This is a genomic window from Rhodovulum iodosum (assembly GCF_041020385.1).
Taxonomy (GTDB): Bacteria; Pseudomonadota; Alphaproteobacteria; order Rhodobacterales; family Rhodobacteraceae; genus Rhodovulum; species Rhodovulum iodosum.
In genome coordinates this window covers 924,570-940,719 of record NZ_JBEHHI010000002.1, presented here as the reverse complement: position 1 = coordinate 940,719, position 16,150 = coordinate 924,570, and the positions used below count along the sequence as shown (strand labels likewise).

The following is a 16,150-nucleotide window of genomic DNA, read 5'->3' as shown; positions in this document are numbered from 1 at the left end:
CCGCTCAGTCCGGCTGGAACCCGGCGATCAGCCGCCGCAGCCCCAGATAGGCGCCGGCGCAGATCGCGATCAGCGTGACCGGGGCGGAATAGGCGAGCGTGGCAAAGGCGGTGACGCCCTGGCCCACGGAACACCCCAGCGCGACCACGCCGCCGATGCCCATCAACGCCGCGCCGCCGACCTGTCGGCCCAGTTCGCGCGGGTCTTCGCAGGCTTCCCAGCGGAAGGTGCCCTTGCGGAGCGAGCCCAGCCAGGCGCCCAGCAGCACCCCCAAGACCGACCCCACCGAAAAGGACAGCCCGCCGGCCGACGAGGTCATCAGCCACATCAGCGTGCGCCCGAGCGGCGCGGTAAATGTATGCCCCTCGACCGGCACCGCGCCCAGGCTGGCCGCGTACAATGCCGACGTGCCCCAGAGCGCCCCGGCGATGGCCAGTCCGGCGCCCGCGCTCCAGGCAATGCGCGCGGGCTCTTCCCTCAACGGGCGATAGCTGAGCGCCCAGCCGAAGAAGGCGAGCGAGACCAGTGCCGCGAATGCCAGCGGCGGCAGGCCAAGCTGATCGCGCACCAGATGCGCAAACCCCTGCATCCCGCCCGAGGGCACCTGCGGAAAGGCCCAGTCGCGCAGCGGCGCGAGCGGACCCGACAGCGTGACGAAGCCGAAGATCGAGATCACCACGACGATCACCAGCGAGCGCAGGTCGCCGCCGCCGAAGCGGGCCAGCGCCCCAAAGCCGCAATTGCCCGCCAGCGCCATGCCGTAGCCGAAGGCGAGCCCGCCGAGGATGCTGGCCAGCGGCATCCACGCGACGGCGTGATAGGCGGTCTCGCCGAGGTTGACCTGGCCCAGCGCGGCCAGAAGGTAGGTGGCCAGCACGCCCGTCCCCAGCACCACGCCCCACATGCGGAGCCGGCGCTGGTCCTGTCCGTAGATCGCGGCCTCGATGGCGCCCAGCGTGCAGAACTCGCCCAGCCGCGCGGCCAGGCCCAGCACAGTGCCGGTGATCAGGCCAATCAGCGCAGCCCAGGCGCCAACCGGAATGATGTCCATCTTGCCTCCCCGCCGGGGGCCGGGCGTGGCCCGACGCCTAGCCTTTGGTCTTTGCCGGCGGCGCGGTCTCGCCGCCGCAGAACATTTCGTACATCAGATCGAGGATGCGCCGCGCCTTGTCGTCGGACAGCGAATAGTAGATCGCCTTGCCCTCGCGCCGGTGCGACACCAGCCCTTCGAGCCTGAGGCGGGCCAATTGCTGGCTGACCGCGGCCTGGCGCGAGGACAGCAGGTTTTCCAGCTCGGTCACGGTCTTTTCACCTGTCGACAGGTGGCACAGGATCATCAGCCGCCCCTCGTGCGAGAGCGCCTTTAGAAACCCCGACGCGCTTTCGGCGTGGTGCATCATGTCGTCGGCCTGGATCTCGCCTTTGCCCTCGATCTTGTCGGGGTCGGCCGGCGGACCGGATCCGTTGGGGTGCGCTGCATCTGCTGTCATGATTGCCGTCATTGGGGTCAGAACCCCATCAGTTGTTCCTCGATGGCGGCGATGCCTTCTCGCGCGCATGCGTCGTCAAGATCGGGGCCCGGAGCGCCCGACACGCCGATGCCGGCGACCAGCGAGCCCGCGGCCTCGATCGGCACGCCGCCGCCCAGCGCCAGCGGCTCGCTCAGGTCGCGGATGCCGGAAAAGATCGTGCCCGGTGCCGTCAGTTCGCCCAGCGCCAGCGTATCGGTGCGGAAGCTGACCGAGGTCCAGGCCTTGCGGCGGGCGGTTTCCTCGACATGGGCGCCGGCGAAGCGGTCGCGCACGAAGGCCTGCATGGTGCCGAACCGGTCGACCACCGCGACGCCCACCTGATAGCCCTCGCCCCGGCAGTATTCCATCGCCGCCACGGCGGCCTCGAGCGCCACCTCGGGCTTGAGCGCCTGGAATGTCACGAAGGCGCCCTCGTCCTGCGCCTGGGCCGACCCTGCCGTCAGCGCAAGCGCTGCGGCACATACCATTTTTCTCATCCTTCGACTCCTCCCTTTTCGATGAGGGACTGTTCCCATTCGGGTTGCTCTCGCAGCATTTTCCCGATCAGTCCCCAGAAAAAATCCTCTCCCGGGTAACCTTCCAGCCGGTCGATCTCGACGCCGTCGCGCAACAGCACGAATGTCGGGGTGAAGACCGGCTTCGACTTGATCGACAGGCCCTCGGGCAGGGGCCCGCGCAGGTCGATCGTCATCAGGGGCGCAACGGCGGCCTCGGGCGTCTTCGGATAGATCGGCCCGATCTCGTTGTGCCACATGATGCAATAGGCACAGCCCGCTTGCTCGAACATCGCCAGGCGAAGCTCCGCCTGCGCGGTCGATGCCATCCCGATCACCCCGAAAAGGGCGAAAAGCCATGCCGAAAATACACGTTTCACTGAAGGTTGTCCCATTACATACATAAATCGTAATTTGTTTTCACGTCTACGGCAAGGGAGGGCCTCGATGCTGGATATTTCCTATGGTGGTGCAGCCATTGCGGGCATCTTGTCGTTCCTGTCGCCCTGCATCCTGCCGATCGTGCCCTTCTACCTGTGCTACATGGCCGGCATTTCGATGTCCGAGTTGCGCGGCGAGGACCACATCCCCGCCGGCGCGGTGCGGCGGCTGGTGATTTCGGCGGTGTTCTTCGCCCTCGGCGTGACCTCGATCTTCGTGCTGCTCGGCATGGGGGCGACGGCGCTGGGGCAGGGGTTCCGCGCCTGGCAGGACGAACTCAGCTACGTGGCGGCGGCGATCCTGCTGCTATTCGGGCTGCATTTCCTCGGTGTCATGCGCATTCCGTTTCTCTACCGCGAGGCAAGGATCGAATCGAAGGCCGAGCCCACCACGGTCGTCGGGGCCTACCTGATGGGCCTGGCCTTCGGCTTTGGCTGGACGCCCTGCGTGGGTCCGGCGCTGGCGGCGATCCTGATGGTGGCCAGCGGGATGGGCGACGTGGTCAAGGGCGGGCTCTTGCTGCTGGTCTACGGGCTGGCGATGACCTTTCCGTTCGTCATCGCGGCGGCGTTTGCCAAGCCGTTCCTCGCCTGGATGCAGCGCAACCGCAAATACATGGGCCATGTCGAAAAGGCGATGGGCGTGATGCTGATCCTCTTTGCCGTGCTGATCGCCACCAACTCTGTGGCCTACATCGCCCAGTTCATGATCGAAAAGGCTCCGTGGTTTTCCAAGATCGGTTAGAATTCGAAGGGAGGACTTGAGATGAAAATGACGACGCTTCTGGCCGCGGCGCTCATCGCGCTGGCAACCCCGGTGCTGGCCGCGCCGATGGGCGATGACGGGCTGCACAAGCCCGACTGGCTGCGCGACACGTTCAAGGACATGTCCGAGGACCTGGCCGAGGCCAAGGCCGAGGGCAAGCGCATGCTGGTCATCTGGGAGCAGCGCGGCTGTCTCTACTGCAAGAAGATGCACGAGGACGTGTTTCCCGATCCGCGCATCCAGGCGCTGATCGAGGAAAATTACTACGTGGTGCAGATGAACCTGTTCGGCGATGTCGAGGTGACCGATTTCGACGGCACCGCGATGAGCGAAAAGGACATGGCCCGCCGCTGGGGCGTGTTTTTCACGCCCACCATGATGTTCATGCCCGAAGACGTGCCCGAATCGGGGACCGCGGCCGAGGCGGCGGTTGCAACCATGCCGGGTGCTTTCGGCAAGGGCACCACTCGCGCCCTGTTCCAATGGGTTCTGGAAAAGGGCTATGAGGGCGACGAGCATTTCCAGAAATACGTGGCCCGTGTCACCGCCGAGTGAAGTAACTGACAAAGGGTCTGGCACGACGTGCGGCGCCCGCTGGGCGCCGTGCGAAACAGTCCTGGTCGGGCGTGCCCGACAAAAGCATGCAAAAAATTAGATTTGTTATTGCATACCGTGGCGCACCTCCGCTACGTTCTGTCGCAGCAATAGGACACTGGGAGGAGTCTTGAAGATGAAAAAGCTTGCGCTAAGCGCTCTGTGTCTCGTGGCCGGAATGGGCATCGCCTCGGCCGAGGTGGTCGCGCCGGGCCAGGTGACCATGGACGAGTACGGCTTCGTTCCGGAACCTCTGACCGATCAGCCGGGTGACCCTGAAAACGGCCGCAAGATCGTCGGCTCCAAGAGCATGGGCAACTGCGTCTCTTGCCATGCGATCACCGACATGGCCCAAGACGTGCCGTTCCACGGCGAGGTCGGACCGCTCCTCGACGGGCTCCCGGACCGCTACCCCGAAGCGATGGTCCGCGGCATTCTCGTAAACTCGAAAAACGTGTTCCAAGGCACCGTGATGCCCGCCTATTACAAGGTGGACGGGTTCATCCGCGTGGGCGACGGCTACACTGGCAAAGCCCTGGAGGGCGAGGTCGAGCCGCTTTTGTCGGCTCAGCAAATCGAAGACGTCGTTGCGTATCTTATGACGCTCAAGGACGAATGATCCCCTAGGGGGTCGTATCCGGAAAAGGAGATGAACATGGAATTCACCAGACGTGGAGCAATCGCGCTCGGCGCCGGCGTGGCCGTCACCCTGATGCTGCCTGCGCGCGGCGCACTGGCCGCTGCCGAAGACAGGATCGCCGAATTCACCGGCGGTGCCGCGACGGGCGAGGGCGGCATCACGCTGACCACCCCCGAGATCGCCGAGAACGGCAACACCGTGCCGATCGAGGTCGACGCCCCCGGCGCCGTGTCGATCATGGTGCTGGCCTCGGGCAACCCGACGCCGGACGTGTGCACGTTCAATTTCGGTCCGCTCGCCGGCGCCCAGCGCGCCTCGACCCGGATCCGCCTGGCCGGCACGCAAGACGTTGTTGCCGTCGCCAAGATGGCCGACGGATCCTTCGTGCAGGCCCAGAACACTGTGAAAGTCACCATCGGCGGCTGCGGCGGCTGAGCGTAGAGGAGAGAAAGACATGGCAGAAGGTGTCAAACCCCGCGTGAAGGCCCCCAAGTCGGCCTCGGCCGGCGAAACCGTGGTCATCAAGACCCTGATCAGCCACCAGATGGAATCGGGTCAGCGCAAGGATAGCGACGGCAACGTCATTCCGCGTTCGATCATCAACCGCTTCACGTGCGACTACAACGGTCAGAACATCATCGACGTGACCCTCGCCCCGGCGATCTCGACGAACCCGTATTTCGAGTTCGAGGCCGTGATCCCGGACGCCGGCGACATGAAGTTCACCTGGTACGACGACGACGGCTCGGTCTACGAAGAGACCAAGTCGGTCGCCATCGCCTGAGGCGCAACGCACGTTTCAAGGGAGGGAAACGCATGAAAATGGCATCGCTCAAGACGATGACCGCCTCGGTTGCGACGCTGGCGCTGTGCGCCGGCGTGGCCACCGCAGATGAAAACGCCGAACTCGTCGTGAACGGCGAAATCCACATGGTCACGCGCACCGATGCGCCCGAGCATTTGGAAAACATCGACGTGATCCGCTCGGGCTGGACCTTCCGCACGGAAGAGACCCAGGCCCTGCAACTGGACGATTTCGACAATCCCGGCATGATCTTCGTGGAAGAGGCGATCGAAGATTGGGACACCGTCGAAGGGTCCGAGGGCAAGGCCTGCGCCGACTGCCATAACGCCGTCGAAGACACGATGGTCGGTGTGCGCGCGGTGTATCCCAAGTGGAGCGAAGCGGCTGGCGAGGTCCGCACCCTCGAAATGCAGATCAACGATTGCCGTGAAAACCGCATGGGCGCTGAAAAGTGGGGCTACACCTCCGGCGACATGACCAACATGGTCGCGCTGATCTCTTCGGTTTCGCGCGGCATGCCGGTCGATGTGGCCATCGACGGCCCGGCGCAAGAGACCTGGGAGACAGGCAAGGAGATCTACTATACCCGCTACGGGCAGCTCGAGATGTCCTGCGCCTCCTGCCACGAGGAAAACTACGACAACTACATCCGCGCCGACCACCTGAGCCAGGGTCAGATCAACGGTTTTCCGACCTACCGGTTGAAGAATGCCAAGCTGAACTCGGTTCATGCGCGCTTCAAGGGCTGCGTGCGCGATACCCGCGCGCATACCTTCAGCCCGGGCTCGCCGGAATTCGTGGCGCTTGAGCTTTACGTCGCCTCGCGCGGCAACGGTCTGTCGGTCGAAGGGCCGTCGGTCCGCAACTAAACCTCGGAAAACCCCGCGCCGGGCGGCTCTGGCGCGGGGTTTTTCCGCTCTGAAATATTCAGTTTCGCGCATGTGAATGGGTGCGAAACCGCTGAGAGAGGACGCTCACACCATGATTTCGCGGAGAGACTTCCTGCAGGCGACGGTCGCGGCCTCGGCCATCTATGGCGCCTCGGGGATCGGCAACTGGGCAAAGCTCGCCGCCCAGCAGGCGTTGACCCAGGACCAGTTGCTGGAGTTCGACACGTTCGGCAACGTGACCCTGATGCATGTCACCGACATTCACGGCCAGCTCAAACCGATCTATTTCCGTGAGCCCGAGATCAACCTCGGCGTCGGCGCCGTGAACGGCCTGCCGCCGCATGTGACCGGCGAAGACTTTCTCAAGATGTTCGACATCAAGCCCGGCACGCCCGAGGCCTACGCGCTGACCTATGTCGATTTCGTCTCGCTGGCCAAGAGCTATGGCCGGATGGGCGGGCTGGACCGTGTGGCGACCGTGCTGAACGCGATCCGCGCCGACCGGCCCGACGCGCTGTTGCTGGACGGCGGCGACACATGGCATGGCTCTTACACCTGTCTGAAGACCGAGGCGCAGGACATGGTCAACGTCATGAACGCGCTCAAGCCCGACGCGATGACCAGTCACTGGGAATTCACCCTCGGCATCGACCGGGTGAACGAGATCGTCGAGGGGCTCGACTTCCCCTTCCTTGGCGCCAACATCTTCGATGCCGAATGGGACGAACCCGCCTACGAGCCCTACCAGATGTTCGAGCGCGGCGGCGCCAAGATCGCGGTGATCGGCCAGGCGTTCCCCTACATGCCGATCGCCAACCCCGGCTGGATGTTCCCCGGCCTCAGCTTCGGCGTCCGCGAAGAGCGGATGTACGAGGTGGTGCAGGAAGTGCGCGACGCCGGTGCCGACCTGGTGGTCGTGCTCAGCCATAACGGGTTCGACGTGGACCGCAAGATGGCCGGCCAAGTGCCTGGCATCGATGTCATTCTCACGGGTCACACCCATGACGCGCTGCCCGAGCCGGTGCTGGTGGGCAACACCCTGCTGATCGCCAGCGGCAGCAACGGCAAGTTCGTCACCCGCCTCGACCTGGACGTGCAGAACGGCCAGATGATGGGATTCCGCCACAAGCTGATCCCGATCTTCTCGGACGTGATCGAGCCCGACGCGGATGTCGCCACGCTGATCGACGAACAGCGCGCGCCCTACAAGGCCGAGTTGGAAGAGGTGCTGGGCACGACCGACACCCTGCTTTACCGCCGCGGCAATTTCAACGGCACCTGGGACGATCTGATCTGCAACGCGCTGATCGAGGAGCGCGAGGCCGATATCGCGCTCAGCCCCGGTTTCCGCTGGGCGCCCAGCCTGCTGCCGGGCGACCCGATCACCCGTGAGGATCTGTTCAACGCCACCTCGATGTCCTACCCCGCGGCCTACCGTTCAGAGATGACTGGCGAGACGCTGAACGTGATCATGGAGGACGTGGCCGACAACCTGTTCAACCCCGACCCCTACTACCAGCAGGGCGGCGACATGGTGCGCGTCGGCGGCATGGGCTACCACATCGACGTCAGCAAGCCCCAGGGCAGCCGGATCACCAACATGACCCTGCTGAAGACGGGCGAGCCGATCGACCCGGCCAGAAGCTATGTCGTCTCGGGCTGGGCCAGCGTCAACGAAGACACCGAGGGCCCCGCGATCTGGGATGTGGTGGAAAGCTACATCAAGCGCATGGGCACGGTGCATGTTGACCCGAACAAATCCGTCAAGGTGACGGGGCCCTGAGCGCCCCCGATCCGGCCCCGACAGCAACTCACACCAACCGACACGAAACATTCCGAATTGAGGAGGAGGTTGCAGACATGACCGACCAGTCACAACCCTCGACCACGCGGCGCGGCTTCATCAAGGCCGGGCTTGCCACCGGCGGCGCCATCGCCGCGGGCGGCGCGGCCAACGCGGCAGAGCCCGACCCGCTCATCACCGAGATCCAGCCCTGGGCGCAGGGCCTGGGCGATGGGGTCGATGCCGTGCCCTACGGCCTGCCCATCGAGTACGAAGACGACGTCATCCGCCGCAACGTGGAATGGCTGACGGCCGACACGATCAGCTCGATCAACTTCACGCCGATCCATGCGCTGGACGGCACGATCACGCCCCAGGGCTGCGCGTTCGAGCGGCACCATTCGGGCGCGATCGAGCTGCGCAAGCAAGACTACCGGCTGATGATCAACGGCCTGGTCGACCGGCCGCTGATCTTTACCTACGAAGATCTCGAACGCTTCCCGCGCGAGAACCGCGTTTATTTCTGCGAATGCGCGGCCAACTCGGGCATGGAATGGGCCGGTGCGCAGCTCAACGGCGCACAGTTCACCCACGGCATGATCCACAACATGGAATATTCCGGCGTTCCGCTCAGGACCCTGCTGGAAGAGGCCGGCGTGCAGACCGAGGGCAAGTGGATCTATGTCGAGGGCGCCGACGCGTCGTCGAACGGCCGTTCGATCCCGCTTGAAAAGGCGATGGACGACGTGCTGGTCGCCTTCAAGGCCAATGGCGAGGCGCTGCGCAAGGAACACGGCTATCCGGTGCGGCTGGTCGTGCCCGGCTGGGAAGGCAACTTGTGGGTCAAGTGGCTGCGCCGCATCGAAGTGACCCCCCAGGCCATCCAGAGCCGCGAGGAGACCTCGAAATACACCGACACGCTGGCCGACGGCACCAGCCGGAAATGGACCTGGGAGATGGACGCCAAGTCGGTCATCACCAGCCCCAGCCCGCAATCGCCGATCACCCACGGCCCCGGGCCGCTGGTCATCACCGGGCTGGCCTGGTCGGGACGCGGCGCGATCGAACGGGTGGACGTCACCATCGACGGAGGCAAGACCTGGCAGACCGCGCGCCTGGCCCAGCCCGGTCAGGACAAGGCGATCAGCCGCTTTTACCTGGATATCGAGTGGGACGGGTCCGAGATGTTCCTGCAATCGCGCGCGGTGGACAGCACCGGCTACGTGCAGCCGACCAAGGACCAGCTGCGCGAGGTGCGCGGCCTGAACTCGATCTATCATAACAACGGCATCCAGACCTGGTGGGTCAACGGGAACGGGGAGGCGGAGAATGTCGAAATTTCGTAATCTGGTGATCGGAACGGCGCTGGTCGGCACCCTGACCGCCGCGCCCGCCTTCGCCGAGAAATTCGGCCTGGGCCGCCCCGCGCTGCCCGAGGAAATCGCAGCTTGGAATGTCGACGTGGCCCCCGACGGCACCGGCCTGCCCGAGGGCTCGGGCTCGGTCGAGGATGGCGAGAGGCTGTTTTCCGACAATTGCGCGGTCTGCCACGGCGAATTTGCCGAGGGCGTCGGCAACTGGCCCAAGCTGGCCGGCGGCGAGGGCACGCTCGACCACGAGGACCCGCTCAAGACCGTGGGGTCCTACTGGCCCTACCTGTCGACCGCGTGGGACTATGTGCACCGTTCGATGCCCTTCGGCGGCGCCCAGTCGCTGAGCGTGGACGAGGTCTACGCGATCACCGCCTACATCCTCTACTCCAACTACCTGGTGGAAGAAGATTTCGTGCTGTCGAACGAAAACTTCCTCGATGTCGAGATGCCGAATGCCGACGGGTTCATCGTCGATGACCGCGAGGAAGCGGAAGCGCATTTCTGGAACGCCGAGCCTTGCATGGAAGACTGCAAGGACAGCGTCGAGATCACCATGCGCGCGGCGGTGCTGGACGTGACCCCCGAAGAGGAAACCGACGAGGTCGCCACCGAGCAGGAAGAAATCACGGCCGCCGCCGACACCCAGGAAGCCGCCGCCCCCGTCGCCGCGCCAGACCCCGAACTGGTCGCCGCGGGCGAAAAGGTCTTCCGCCAGTGTGCGTCCTGCCACCAGATCGGCGAGGATGCCAAGCACCGGGTGGGCCCGGTCCTGAACGGCGTCGTCGGCCGCAAGGTCGCTCAGGCCGAGGGCTTCAGGTACTCGCCGGCGCTGCAAGAAGCGGGCGAAGAGGGCATGGTCTGGGATCACGAGACGCTGGACGCCTATCTGGAAAGCCCGCGTGACGTAATCAAGCGGGGCCGGATGTCGTTCCAGGGTCTGCGTAAGGACGAAGATCGCGAGGCGGTGATCGCTTACCTGCGTTCGTTCAACTGACGCCGGTTTTCCTCCCGATCGGCCCAGGGCGGCCCCCGGACCACAGGGGGTCGCTTTTTCGTGTTTTCGGGCCGGGCTGATTCGATGGTACGGTTCCGTCCGGGAGGACGAGATGCCGACACGACGCCATATGATCGCCGGCGCGCTGGCGCTGGCCGCCGCGCGACCGTCTTTCGCCGACGCCCGCGTTGGCGATGACGGTCTGCACAAGCAAGACTGGTTTCTCGACAGCTTTCTCGAGCTGGGCGACGATCTGGCCACCGCCGCGGATCAGGGCAAGGGCCTGATGGTGCTGTTCGAACAGGCCGGCTGCCCCTACTGCCGCGAATTGCACCGGGTCAATTTCGAACGCGCCGAGATCGTGGATTACCTGACCGCGCGGTACGACGTGGTCCAGCTCGACCTCTGGGGCGCCCGCGCGGTGCTGGATTTCGACGGGCAAGAGCTGGAAGAACGCGCGCTCGCGGCGAAGTGGGGGGTGAACTTCACCCCCACCACGGTGCTGTTTCCCGCCGCGGCGGCCGGGGCCGAGAGCGCCGCCCAGGCAGAGGCGTTCCGCCTGCCGGGCTATCTGAAACCCTTCCACTACCTTTCCGCGCTGGAATACGTGGCCGAGAACGAATTCCGCGAGCAGCCGTTCCAGCGCTACCTGCAGGACAAGTTTGCCGCGTTGCGCGAACAGGGGATCGACCCAGACGTGTGGTGATTTGTCCCACGAGACAAAAGCAGTTGCTTTTCTCGTGCGAGTTGGGCGACGGTTAAAGTCATGAGGGAGAGAGTTTTTTTTGCTCTTGCGCTCGCCTTGGGAGGGGCGGGCGAGGGCGCGGCGGACGGCCATGCCGAGGCCATAGGCGATGCCGAGCGCGGCGCCGAAATTTGGGTCTATTGCAGCGGGTGCCACCAGATCGGCCCGGACGCCGAGATCGGCATCGGCCCGCCGCTGACCGGCATTTTCGGGCGCCGCGCGGCCTCGGTCGAGGGGTTTCCCTATTCCAAATCGATGTCGCGGATGGGCAGCGACGGGCTGACCTGGACGTTGACGACGCTGGATGCCTATATCGAAAATCCGCTGGTTCTTGTCTCGGGCACGCGGATGAGCTTTGAAGGGCTCGAAGACCCGACCGAACGGGCCGACCTTCTGGCCTTCCTGCGCGAGTATTCCGACAAACCGTCGAACATTCCCGAGGCCGCGCCGACGGCCCGGCCCGACTATCCGAAACTGTCCGAGGAAACGCTGGCCCTCGTCGGCGACGAGGCCTATGGCGAATACCTCTCCAGCGAGTGCACCACCTGCCACCAGCGCGACGGGTCCGACCAGGGCATCCCGTCGATCACGCTATGGCCGGAAAAGGATTTTGTCGTCGCCATGCACGCCTACAAGCAAAAGCTCAGGCCGCATCCGGTGATGCAGATGATGGCCAGCCGCTTGTCCGACGAGGAAATCGCCGCGCTGGCCGCCTATTTCGGGTCGCTGAGCAACTGACACGACACCGCCGGGGCAGCCCCCCGGCCACCGATGTGCCTTTGGAAACGCGCATCATCCAAAACGGGAGGAAACTGGGATGACATTCAACCGACGTAACTTTCTCGGCGTGGCCATCGCGGGAACCGCGGCCTTGTCCGCGCCCCGCGTGCTGGGCCAGGCCAAGCCGCACGTGGTGATCGTGGGCGGCGGCGCCGGCGGGGCAACCGCCGCGCGCTATATCGCCAAGGATTCCGACGGCGCGATCGACGTGACCCTGATCGAGCCGACGCGCAAATACTATACCTGCTTCTTTTCCAACCTATATATCGGCGGCTTCCGCGACTTTGCCTCGATTGGCCACACCTACGGCGGGCTCGCCTCCGACTACGGCGTGAACGTGGTGCATGACTGGGTGATCGGGGTGGATCGCGATGCCATGACCGTGACCACCGCCGCCGGGCACAGCTTTGGCTACGACCGGCTGATCGTGGCGCCGGGGATCGATTTCGTCGAGGGCTCGGTGCCGGGCTGGAGCACGGCGGCCCAGAACAAGATGCCCCATTCCTGGAAGGCCGGCAGCCAGACCCAACTTCTGAAAGCGCAGATCGAGGCGATGCCCGAAGGCGGCACCTACTGCATGGTGGCGCCGCCCAACCCCTTCCGCTGCCCGCCGGGGCCCTACGAGCGGGTGTCGATGGTCGCCCATGTGCTGAAGGCCAGCAACCCGACCGCGAAGATCCTGATCGTGGACCCGAAGGAGAAGTTTTCGAAACAGGCGCTGTTCGAGGAAGGCTGGAACAAGCATTACGCCGGCATGATCGAACGCGTCGGCCCGGATTTCGGCGGCGCCAACGTGTCGGTCAACCCCGACGCGATGGAGGTGGATATCGACGGAACGGTGGAAAAGGTCGACGTCTGCAACGTCATCCCGGCGCAGAAGGCGGGCCATATCGCCCATGCCATGGGGCTGACCAACGACAGCGGGTTCTGCCCGATCGACCCGGCCACGATGCAAAGCCAGGTGGATGAAAACATCCACGTCCTCGGCGATGCCACCATCGCGGGCGACATGCCGAAATCGGGCTTTTCGGCCAACAGCCAGGCCAAGGTGGCGGCGATGGCGGTGCGCGGCGCGCTGACCGACTCCCGCGTCTTCCCGGCGAAATACTCCAACACCTGCTGGTCGCTGATCGACACCGAAGACGGCATCAAGGTGGGCGCCTCCTACCAGGCCACCGACGAAAAGATCGCCAAGGTCGACGGGTTCATCAGCCAGACCGGCGAGGACGCGGCGCTGAGAAAGGCCACCTTCGAGGAATCGCTGGGCTGGTACGCGGGGATCACCGCCGACATGTTCGGCTGATCCGCCGCCCGACAAAACGCAGGCTCCGCCCGGCAGGGCGGGGCGGCACGACCGGGCTAGACCTGCATTTCCTTGGTGGCTGACAGGGTCAGTTCCGGGTGATCGCGAGTCACCCGGTCGATATCCCATTGCAGGCGGGTCATGTAGACCACGTCGCCATCGTTGTCGGTGGCCATGTGCTGCTTGTTCTTGGCGGTAAAGGCATCGACCTCGGCCTTGTCGCCATGCACCCAGCGGGCCGAGGTGAACTGTGTCGGCTCGAAGCGGACGGGCAGCCCGTATTCCAGCTCGATCCGGCTGGCCAGCACCTCGAATTGCAGCTGCCCCACCACGCCCACGATGAAGCCCGCGCCCAGCATCGGCTTGAACACCTTGGCCGCGCCCTCCTCGGCGAATTGCATCAGCGCCTTGTCGAGATGCTTGGCCTTCATCGGGTCGCCGGCGCGGCAGTTTTTCAAGAGCTCGGGCGCGAAGGACGGGATGCCGGTGACGCGCAGCGCCTCGCCCTCGGTCAGCGTGTCGCCGATGCGAAGCTGGCCGTGGTTGGGAATGCCGATGATGTCGCCCGCCCAGGCCTCTTCGGCCAGTTCCCGGTCGGAGGCCAGGAACAGCACCGGGTTGGACACCGTCATCGGTTTCTTGCTGCGCACATGGGTCAACTTCATGCCGCGCTTGAAATGCCCGCTCGCCATGCGCAGGAACGCCACCCGGTCGCGGTGCTTGGGGTCCATGTTGGCCTGCACCTTGAAGACGAAGCCCGTCACCTTGTCCTCTTCGGGGGCGATCTGGCGCGGTTCGGCGGCCTGGATCTGCGGTTCGGGCCCGTAGCGGCCGATGCCGTCCATCAGTTCCTTCACCCCGAAGGAATTGATCGCCGAGCCGAACCAGATGGGCGTCATGTGCCCCTCCAGCACCGATTGCGGGTCGAGCGTGGGCAGCAATTCGCGCGCCATCTCGACCTCTTCCAGCAGCTGCTCCAGCAGGTGCTCGGGGACATTCTCGGCGAGCTTCGGGTCGTCCAGCCCCTCGATCTTGATCGACTCGGCCACCTTGTTGCGGTCGGCGCGGTCCATCAGCTCCAACCGGTTGTTGAGCATGTCGTAGCAGCCCAGGAAATCGCGCCCCTGGCCGATGGGCCAGGAGGCGGGCGTCACGTCGATGGCGAGGTTTTCCTGGATTTCGTCGATGATGTCGAAGGTGTCGCGGCTTTCGCGGTCCATCTTGTTGCAGAAGGTCAGGATCGGCAAATCGCGCAGCCGGCAGACCTCGAACAGCTTTCGGGTCTGGCTCTCCACGCCCTTGGCGCCGTCGATGACCATCACCGCGGCGTCCACGGCGGTGAGCGTGCGGTAGGTGTCTTCGGAAAAATCGCTGTGGCCCGGCGTGTCGACCAGATTGAAGCGGAACTTGCCGAAATCGAACGACATCGCCGAGGCCGAAACCGAGATACCCCGGTCCTGCTCCATCTTCATGAAGTCCGACCGCGTGCGCCGCGCCTCGCCCTTGGCGCGCACCTGGCCCGCCATCTGGATCGCGCCGCCGTAGAGCAGAAACTTTTCGGTCAGCGTGGTCTTGCCGGCATCGGGGTGGCTGATGATGGCAAAGGTCCGGCGCCGGGCAATTTCCGGCGGCAGGTCGGGGCGGTTGGTGGGGGCGTCCAGCATGGGGGCGGATATAGGCGAGGGGGGAAGGGGGTGCAATCGTGAAGCCCTGTCTTGCCGATGTCGCGCGGCCGGCGCAGGCTGGTGAGATCATCGGCGCATCAGGGAGGATGCCATGACGTTCGAAGAGATTGCCAACGACCTGGTCGCGGGGGTGCGCGAGGGTCGGGCCAAGGCCAACCTGGACACGCTTTACGCCCCCGACGCCGTCTCGGTCGAGGCGGCGGATATGGGGCAGGGGCGCGAAACCCGCGGGCTGGACGGGATCAGGGCCAAGCATGACTGGTGGGAGGGCGCGATGGACATGCTGGAGGCCACGACCGAGGGGCCGTTCCTGCATGGCCCCGACCGCTTTGCCGTCTATTACGCGATCAAGGCCCGCAGCCGCGAGTCCGGCGATGTCAGCGAGATGCAGGAGGTCGGGCTTTACACCGTCGCCGACGGCAAGATCGTGCGCGAAGAGTTCTTTTACACGATGTGAGGGCTCAGCCCGCCGTGCCGGCCCGCGCGATCAGCAGGTCGCAGGGCGGGTCGCGCATCATGTCGTTGGCCAGACTGCCCAGCAGCGAGGGCGCGGCGCCGGCACGGCCATGGGCCCCCAGCGCCAGAAGGTCGGGGCGCAGCGCCTCGACCTGGCGGGCCAGCACCGTGTGGGCCGCTCCCTCCATGATCTCGACTTCGCCCAGCCGTCCGGGCACGTCCGGGCCCGCGCGCCACGCGGCGAGCTGCCTCTCGGCGTGGTGCAGGAAGGGGGCGCCGGTGCCAGCGCCGCCCGCGGCCGCGACGAAACCGTGATAGGGGACATGCACGGCGTGGACCCCGCATAGATCGGCCTCGGGCGCGATCCGGTCGGCCAATACCAGCGCGGCGGTCGAGGCCGGGGCGAAATCGAGCGCGGCCAGCACCCTTGCATAGGCGTGGTCCACAGGGTCGCGCACCAGCAGCACGGGCCGGGACGAGTGGCGCACGATGCGTTCCATCGTGGTCTCGCGCAGCATGTCGAGAAACGGGCGCGGGCGGTGCAGGCCCAGCACCAAGAGATCGGCGCGGGCGGCTTCTGCCATGGCCGGGATCGTTGCGGGCGGATCGCCGACGAGAACCCGCGTGTCGTGGCGTACCCGGTCGGAATAGGGGATCGAGGCGGCGAACTGCGCCAATTTCAGCTCGGCCGCGCCGCGCATCTGTTCGGCCATGTCCGCCGGCATCGCCTCGTCGATGACGCTGAGCAGGATCACCTCGCCATCCAGCCAGGCCGCGATGCGAAACGCCCGTTGCACGGCCCGGTCGGCGCGGGGCGAGAGATCGGTCGAGACGAGAACGGTGAAGGACATCGACAATCTGCCCTGCTGC

Annotated in this window: 19 protein-coding genes; 13 read left to right on the top strand and 6 right to left on the bottom strand. The window is 65.3% G+C overall.

All coding sequences use genetic code 11. From position 1 onward, the window contains the following. Window positions 1-4: 4 nt before the first annotated feature. The 4 genes from Ga0609869_RS13705 to Ga0609869_RS13690 all read right to left on the bottom strand — a co-directional run bounded on the left by Ga0609869_RS13705 (window position 5) and on the right by Ga0609869_RS13690 (window position 2,406). The gene (locus Ga0609869_RS13705) at window positions 5-1,051 is read right to left on the bottom strand and encodes a YeeE/YedE family protein (protein ID WP_125404891.1); all 1,047 of its coding nucleotides are present in this window, start codon (window positions 1,049-1,051) and stop codon (window positions 5-7) included. Between the two features lie 37 nt (window positions 1,052-1,088). After that, complete coding sequence (locus tag Ga0609869_RS13700; RefSeq protein ID WP_125405418.1) at window positions 1,089-1,400, bottom strand: ArsR/SmtB family transcription factor; 312 nt, start codon at window positions 1,398-1,400, stop codon at window positions 1,089-1,091. A gap of 107 nt (window positions 1,401-1,507) precedes the next feature. Beyond that, window positions 1,508-1,999, bottom strand: coding sequence for a GlcG/HbpS family heme-binding protein (locus Ga0609869_RS13695; RefSeq protein WP_245972247.1), 492 nt, complete (start codon window positions 1,997-1,999; stop codon window positions 1,508-1,510). Window positions 2,000-2,004: 5 nt separating this feature from the next. Continuing rightward, window positions 2,005-2,406 (bottom strand): thioredoxin domain-containing protein, encoded by a 402-nt coding sequence (locus tag Ga0609869_RS13690; RefSeq protein WP_245972249.1) that lies wholly within the window; start codon window positions 2,404-2,406, stop codon window positions 2,005-2,007. Window positions 2,407-2,473: 67 nt separating this feature from the next. Between Ga0609869_RS13690 and Ga0609869_RS13685 the strand changes: the two genes are divergently transcribed. The 12 genes from Ga0609869_RS13685 to Ga0609869_RS13630 all read left to right on the top strand — a co-directional run bounded on the left by Ga0609869_RS13685 (window position 2,474) and on the right by Ga0609869_RS13630 (window position 13,139). Further along, window positions 2,474-3,211, top strand: coding sequence for a cytochrome c biogenesis CcdA family protein (locus tag Ga0609869_RS13685; protein ID WP_125404895.1), 738 nt, complete (start codon window positions 2,474-2,476; stop codon window positions 3,209-3,211). A 21-nt stretch (window positions 3,212-3,232) separates the two neighbouring features. Continuing rightward, complete coding sequence (locus Ga0609869_RS13680) at window positions 3,233-3,787, top strand: thioredoxin family protein (protein WP_125404897.1); 555 nt, start codon at window positions 3,233-3,235, stop codon at window positions 3,785-3,787. Between the two features lie 175 nt (window positions 3,788-3,962). Further along, on the top strand, window positions 3,963-4,445 hold the full coding sequence (gene soxX / locus Ga0609869_RS13675; protein WP_125404898.1) for a sulfur oxidation c-type cytochrome SoxX: 483 nt from the start codon (window positions 3,963-3,965) through the stop codon (window positions 4,443-4,445). Between the two features lie 36 nt (window positions 4,446-4,481). Then, the gene (gene soxY / locus Ga0609869_RS13670; RefSeq protein WP_125404900.1) at window positions 4,482-4,901 is read left to right on the top strand and encodes a thiosulfate oxidation carrier protein SoxY; all 420 of its coding nucleotides are present in this window, start codon (window positions 4,482-4,484) and stop codon (window positions 4,899-4,901) included. 19 nt (window positions 4,902-4,920) lie between these two features. Then, the gene (soxZ, locus tag Ga0609869_RS13665) at window positions 4,921-5,250 is read left to right on the top strand and encodes a thiosulfate oxidation carrier complex protein SoxZ (protein WP_125404904.1); all 330 of its coding nucleotides are present in this window, start codon (window positions 4,921-4,923) and stop codon (window positions 5,248-5,250) included. A 38-nt stretch (window positions 5,251-5,288) separates the two neighbouring features. Continuing rightward, on the top strand, window positions 5,289-6,140 hold the full coding sequence (soxA, locus tag Ga0609869_RS13660) for a sulfur oxidation c-type cytochrome SoxA (protein ID WP_125405423.1): 852 nt from the start codon (window positions 5,289-5,291) through the stop codon (window positions 6,138-6,140). A gap of 112 nt (window positions 6,141-6,252) precedes the next feature. Beyond that, complete coding sequence (gene soxB, locus Ga0609869_RS13655; RefSeq protein ID WP_125404906.1) at window positions 6,253-7,944, top strand: thiosulfohydrolase SoxB; 1,692 nt, start codon at window positions 6,253-6,255, stop codon at window positions 7,942-7,944. 77 nt (window positions 7,945-8,021) lie between these two features. Further along, window positions 8,022-9,290 (top strand): sulfite dehydrogenase, encoded by a 1,269-nt coding sequence (gene soxC, locus Ga0609869_RS13650; RefSeq protein ID WP_125404907.1) that lies wholly within the window; start codon window positions 8,022-8,024, stop codon window positions 9,288-9,290. Then, the gene (locus tag Ga0609869_RS13645; RefSeq protein ID WP_125404909.1) at window positions 9,274-10,311 is read left to right on the top strand and encodes a c-type cytochrome; all 1,038 of its coding nucleotides are present in this window, start codon (window positions 9,274-9,276) and stop codon (window positions 10,309-10,311) included. The genes soxC and Ga0609869_RS13645 overlap by 17 nt, the downstream gene beginning before the upstream one ends. Before the next feature lie 112 nt (window positions 10,312-10,423). Further along, window positions 10,424-11,017 carry a thioredoxin family protein gene (locus tag Ga0609869_RS13640; RefSeq protein ID WP_125404910.1) on the top strand — a complete coding sequence of 198 codons (594 nt, stop codon included), beginning with the start codon at window positions 10,424-10,426 and terminating at the stop codon, window positions 11,015-11,017. A gap of 60 nt (window positions 11,018-11,077) precedes the next feature. Next, window positions 11,078-11,794 (top strand): c-type cytochrome, encoded by a 717-nt coding sequence (locus tag Ga0609869_RS13635; protein WP_125404913.1) that lies wholly within the window; start codon window positions 11,078-11,080, stop codon window positions 11,792-11,794. A gap of 79 nt (window positions 11,795-11,873) precedes the next feature. After that, on the top strand, window positions 11,874-13,139 hold the full coding sequence (locus Ga0609869_RS13630; protein WP_125404916.1) for an NAD(P)/FAD-dependent oxidoreductase: 1,266 nt from the start codon (window positions 11,874-11,876) through the stop codon (window positions 13,137-13,139). 56 nt (window positions 13,140-13,195) lie between these two features. On the opposite strand, the gene Ga0609869_RS13625 is transcribed toward Ga0609869_RS13630, so the two are convergent. Continuing rightward, window positions 13,196-14,803: a peptide chain release factor 3 gene (locus Ga0609869_RS13625; RefSeq protein ID WP_125404919.1), complete on the bottom strand. Its 1,608-nt coding sequence runs from the start codon at window positions 14,801-14,803 to the stop codon at window positions 13,196-13,198. Window positions 14,804-14,915: 112 nt separating this feature from the next. Here Ga0609869_RS13625 and Ga0609869_RS13620 point away from each other — a divergent pair, with 112 nt between their 5' ends. Then, a complete protein-coding gene (locus Ga0609869_RS13620; RefSeq protein WP_125404922.1) occupies window positions 14,916-15,281 on the top strand; it encodes a nuclear transport factor 2 family protein in 366 nt (121 codons plus the stop codon). Between the two features lie 4 nt (window positions 15,282-15,285). Here the strand turns inward: Ga0609869_RS13620 and Ga0609869_RS13615 are convergent, their stop codons facing one another. Continuing rightward, window positions 15,286-16,131: a universal stress protein gene (locus Ga0609869_RS13615; protein ID WP_125404925.1), complete on the bottom strand. Its 846-nt coding sequence runs from the start codon at window positions 16,129-16,131 to the stop codon at window positions 15,286-15,288. Between the last annotated feature and the right edge of the window lie 19 nt (window positions 16,132-16,150).

Coding starts and splice junctions, on each gene's coding strand:
- soxC (WP_125404907.1), top strand. CDS start 8,022: ATGACCGACCAGTCACAACCCTCGACCACGCGGCGCGGCTTCATCAAG.
- Ga0609869_RS13640 (WP_125404910.1), top strand. CDS start 10,424: ATGCCGACACGACGCCATATGATCGCCGGCGCGCTGGCGCTGGCCGCC.
- Ga0609869_RS13680 (WP_125404897.1), top strand. CDS start 3,233: ATGAAAATGACGACGCTTCTGGCCGCGGCGCTCATCGCGCTGGCAACC.
- soxB (WP_125404906.1), top strand. CDS start 6,253: ATGATTTCGCGGAGAGACTTCCTGCAGGCGACGGTCGCGGCCTCGGCC.
- Ga0609869_RS13620 (WP_125404922.1), top strand. CDS start 14,916: ATGACGTTCGAAGAGATTGCCAACGACCTGGTCGCGGGGGTGCGCGAG.
- Ga0609869_RS13685 (WP_125404895.1), top strand. CDS start 2,474: ATGCTGGATATTTCCTATGGTGGTGCAGCCATTGCGGGCATCTTGTCG.
- Ga0609869_RS13700 (WP_125405418.1), bottom strand. CDS start 1,400: ATGATGCACCACGCCGAAAGCGCGTCGGGGTTTCTAAAGGCGCTCTCG.
- Ga0609869_RS13645 (WP_125404909.1), top strand. CDS start 9,274: ATGTCGAAATTTCGTAATCTGGTGATCGGAACGGCGCTGGTCGGCACC.
- Ga0609869_RS13625 (WP_125404919.1), bottom strand. CDS start 14,803: ATGCTGGACGCCCCCACCAACCGCCCCGACCTGCCGCCGGAAATTGCC.
- soxX (WP_125404898.1), top strand. CDS start 3,963: ATGAAAAAGCTTGCGCTAAGCGCTCTGTGTCTCGTGGCCGGAATGGGC.
- Ga0609869_RS13695 (WP_245972247.1), bottom strand. CDS start 1,999: ATGGTATGTGCCGCAGCGCTTGCGCTGACGGCAGGGTCGGCCCAGGCG.
- Ga0609869_RS13630 (WP_125404916.1), top strand. CDS start 11,874: ATGACATTCAACCGACGTAACTTTCTCGGCGTGGCCATCGCGGGAACC.
- soxZ (WP_125404904.1), top strand. CDS start 4,921: ATGGCAGAAGGTGTCAAACCCCGCGTGAAGGCCCCCAAGTCGGCCTCG.
- Ga0609869_RS13635 (WP_125404913.1), top strand. CDS start 11,078: ATGAGGGAGAGAGTTTTTTTTGCTCTTGCGCTCGCCTTGGGAGGGGCG.
- Ga0609869_RS13615 (WP_125404925.1), bottom strand. CDS start 16,131: ATGTCCTTCACCGTTCTCGTCTCGACCGATCTCTCGCCCCGCGCCGAC.
- Ga0609869_RS13705 (WP_125404891.1), bottom strand. CDS start 1,051: ATGGACATCATTCCGGTTGGCGCCTGGGCTGCGCTGATTGGCCTGATC.
- soxA (WP_125405423.1), top strand. CDS start 5,289: ATGGCATCGCTCAAGACGATGACCGCCTCGGTTGCGACGCTGGCGCTG.
- soxY (WP_125404900.1), top strand. CDS start 4,482: ATGGAATTCACCAGACGTGGAGCAATCGCGCTCGGCGCCGGCGTGGCC.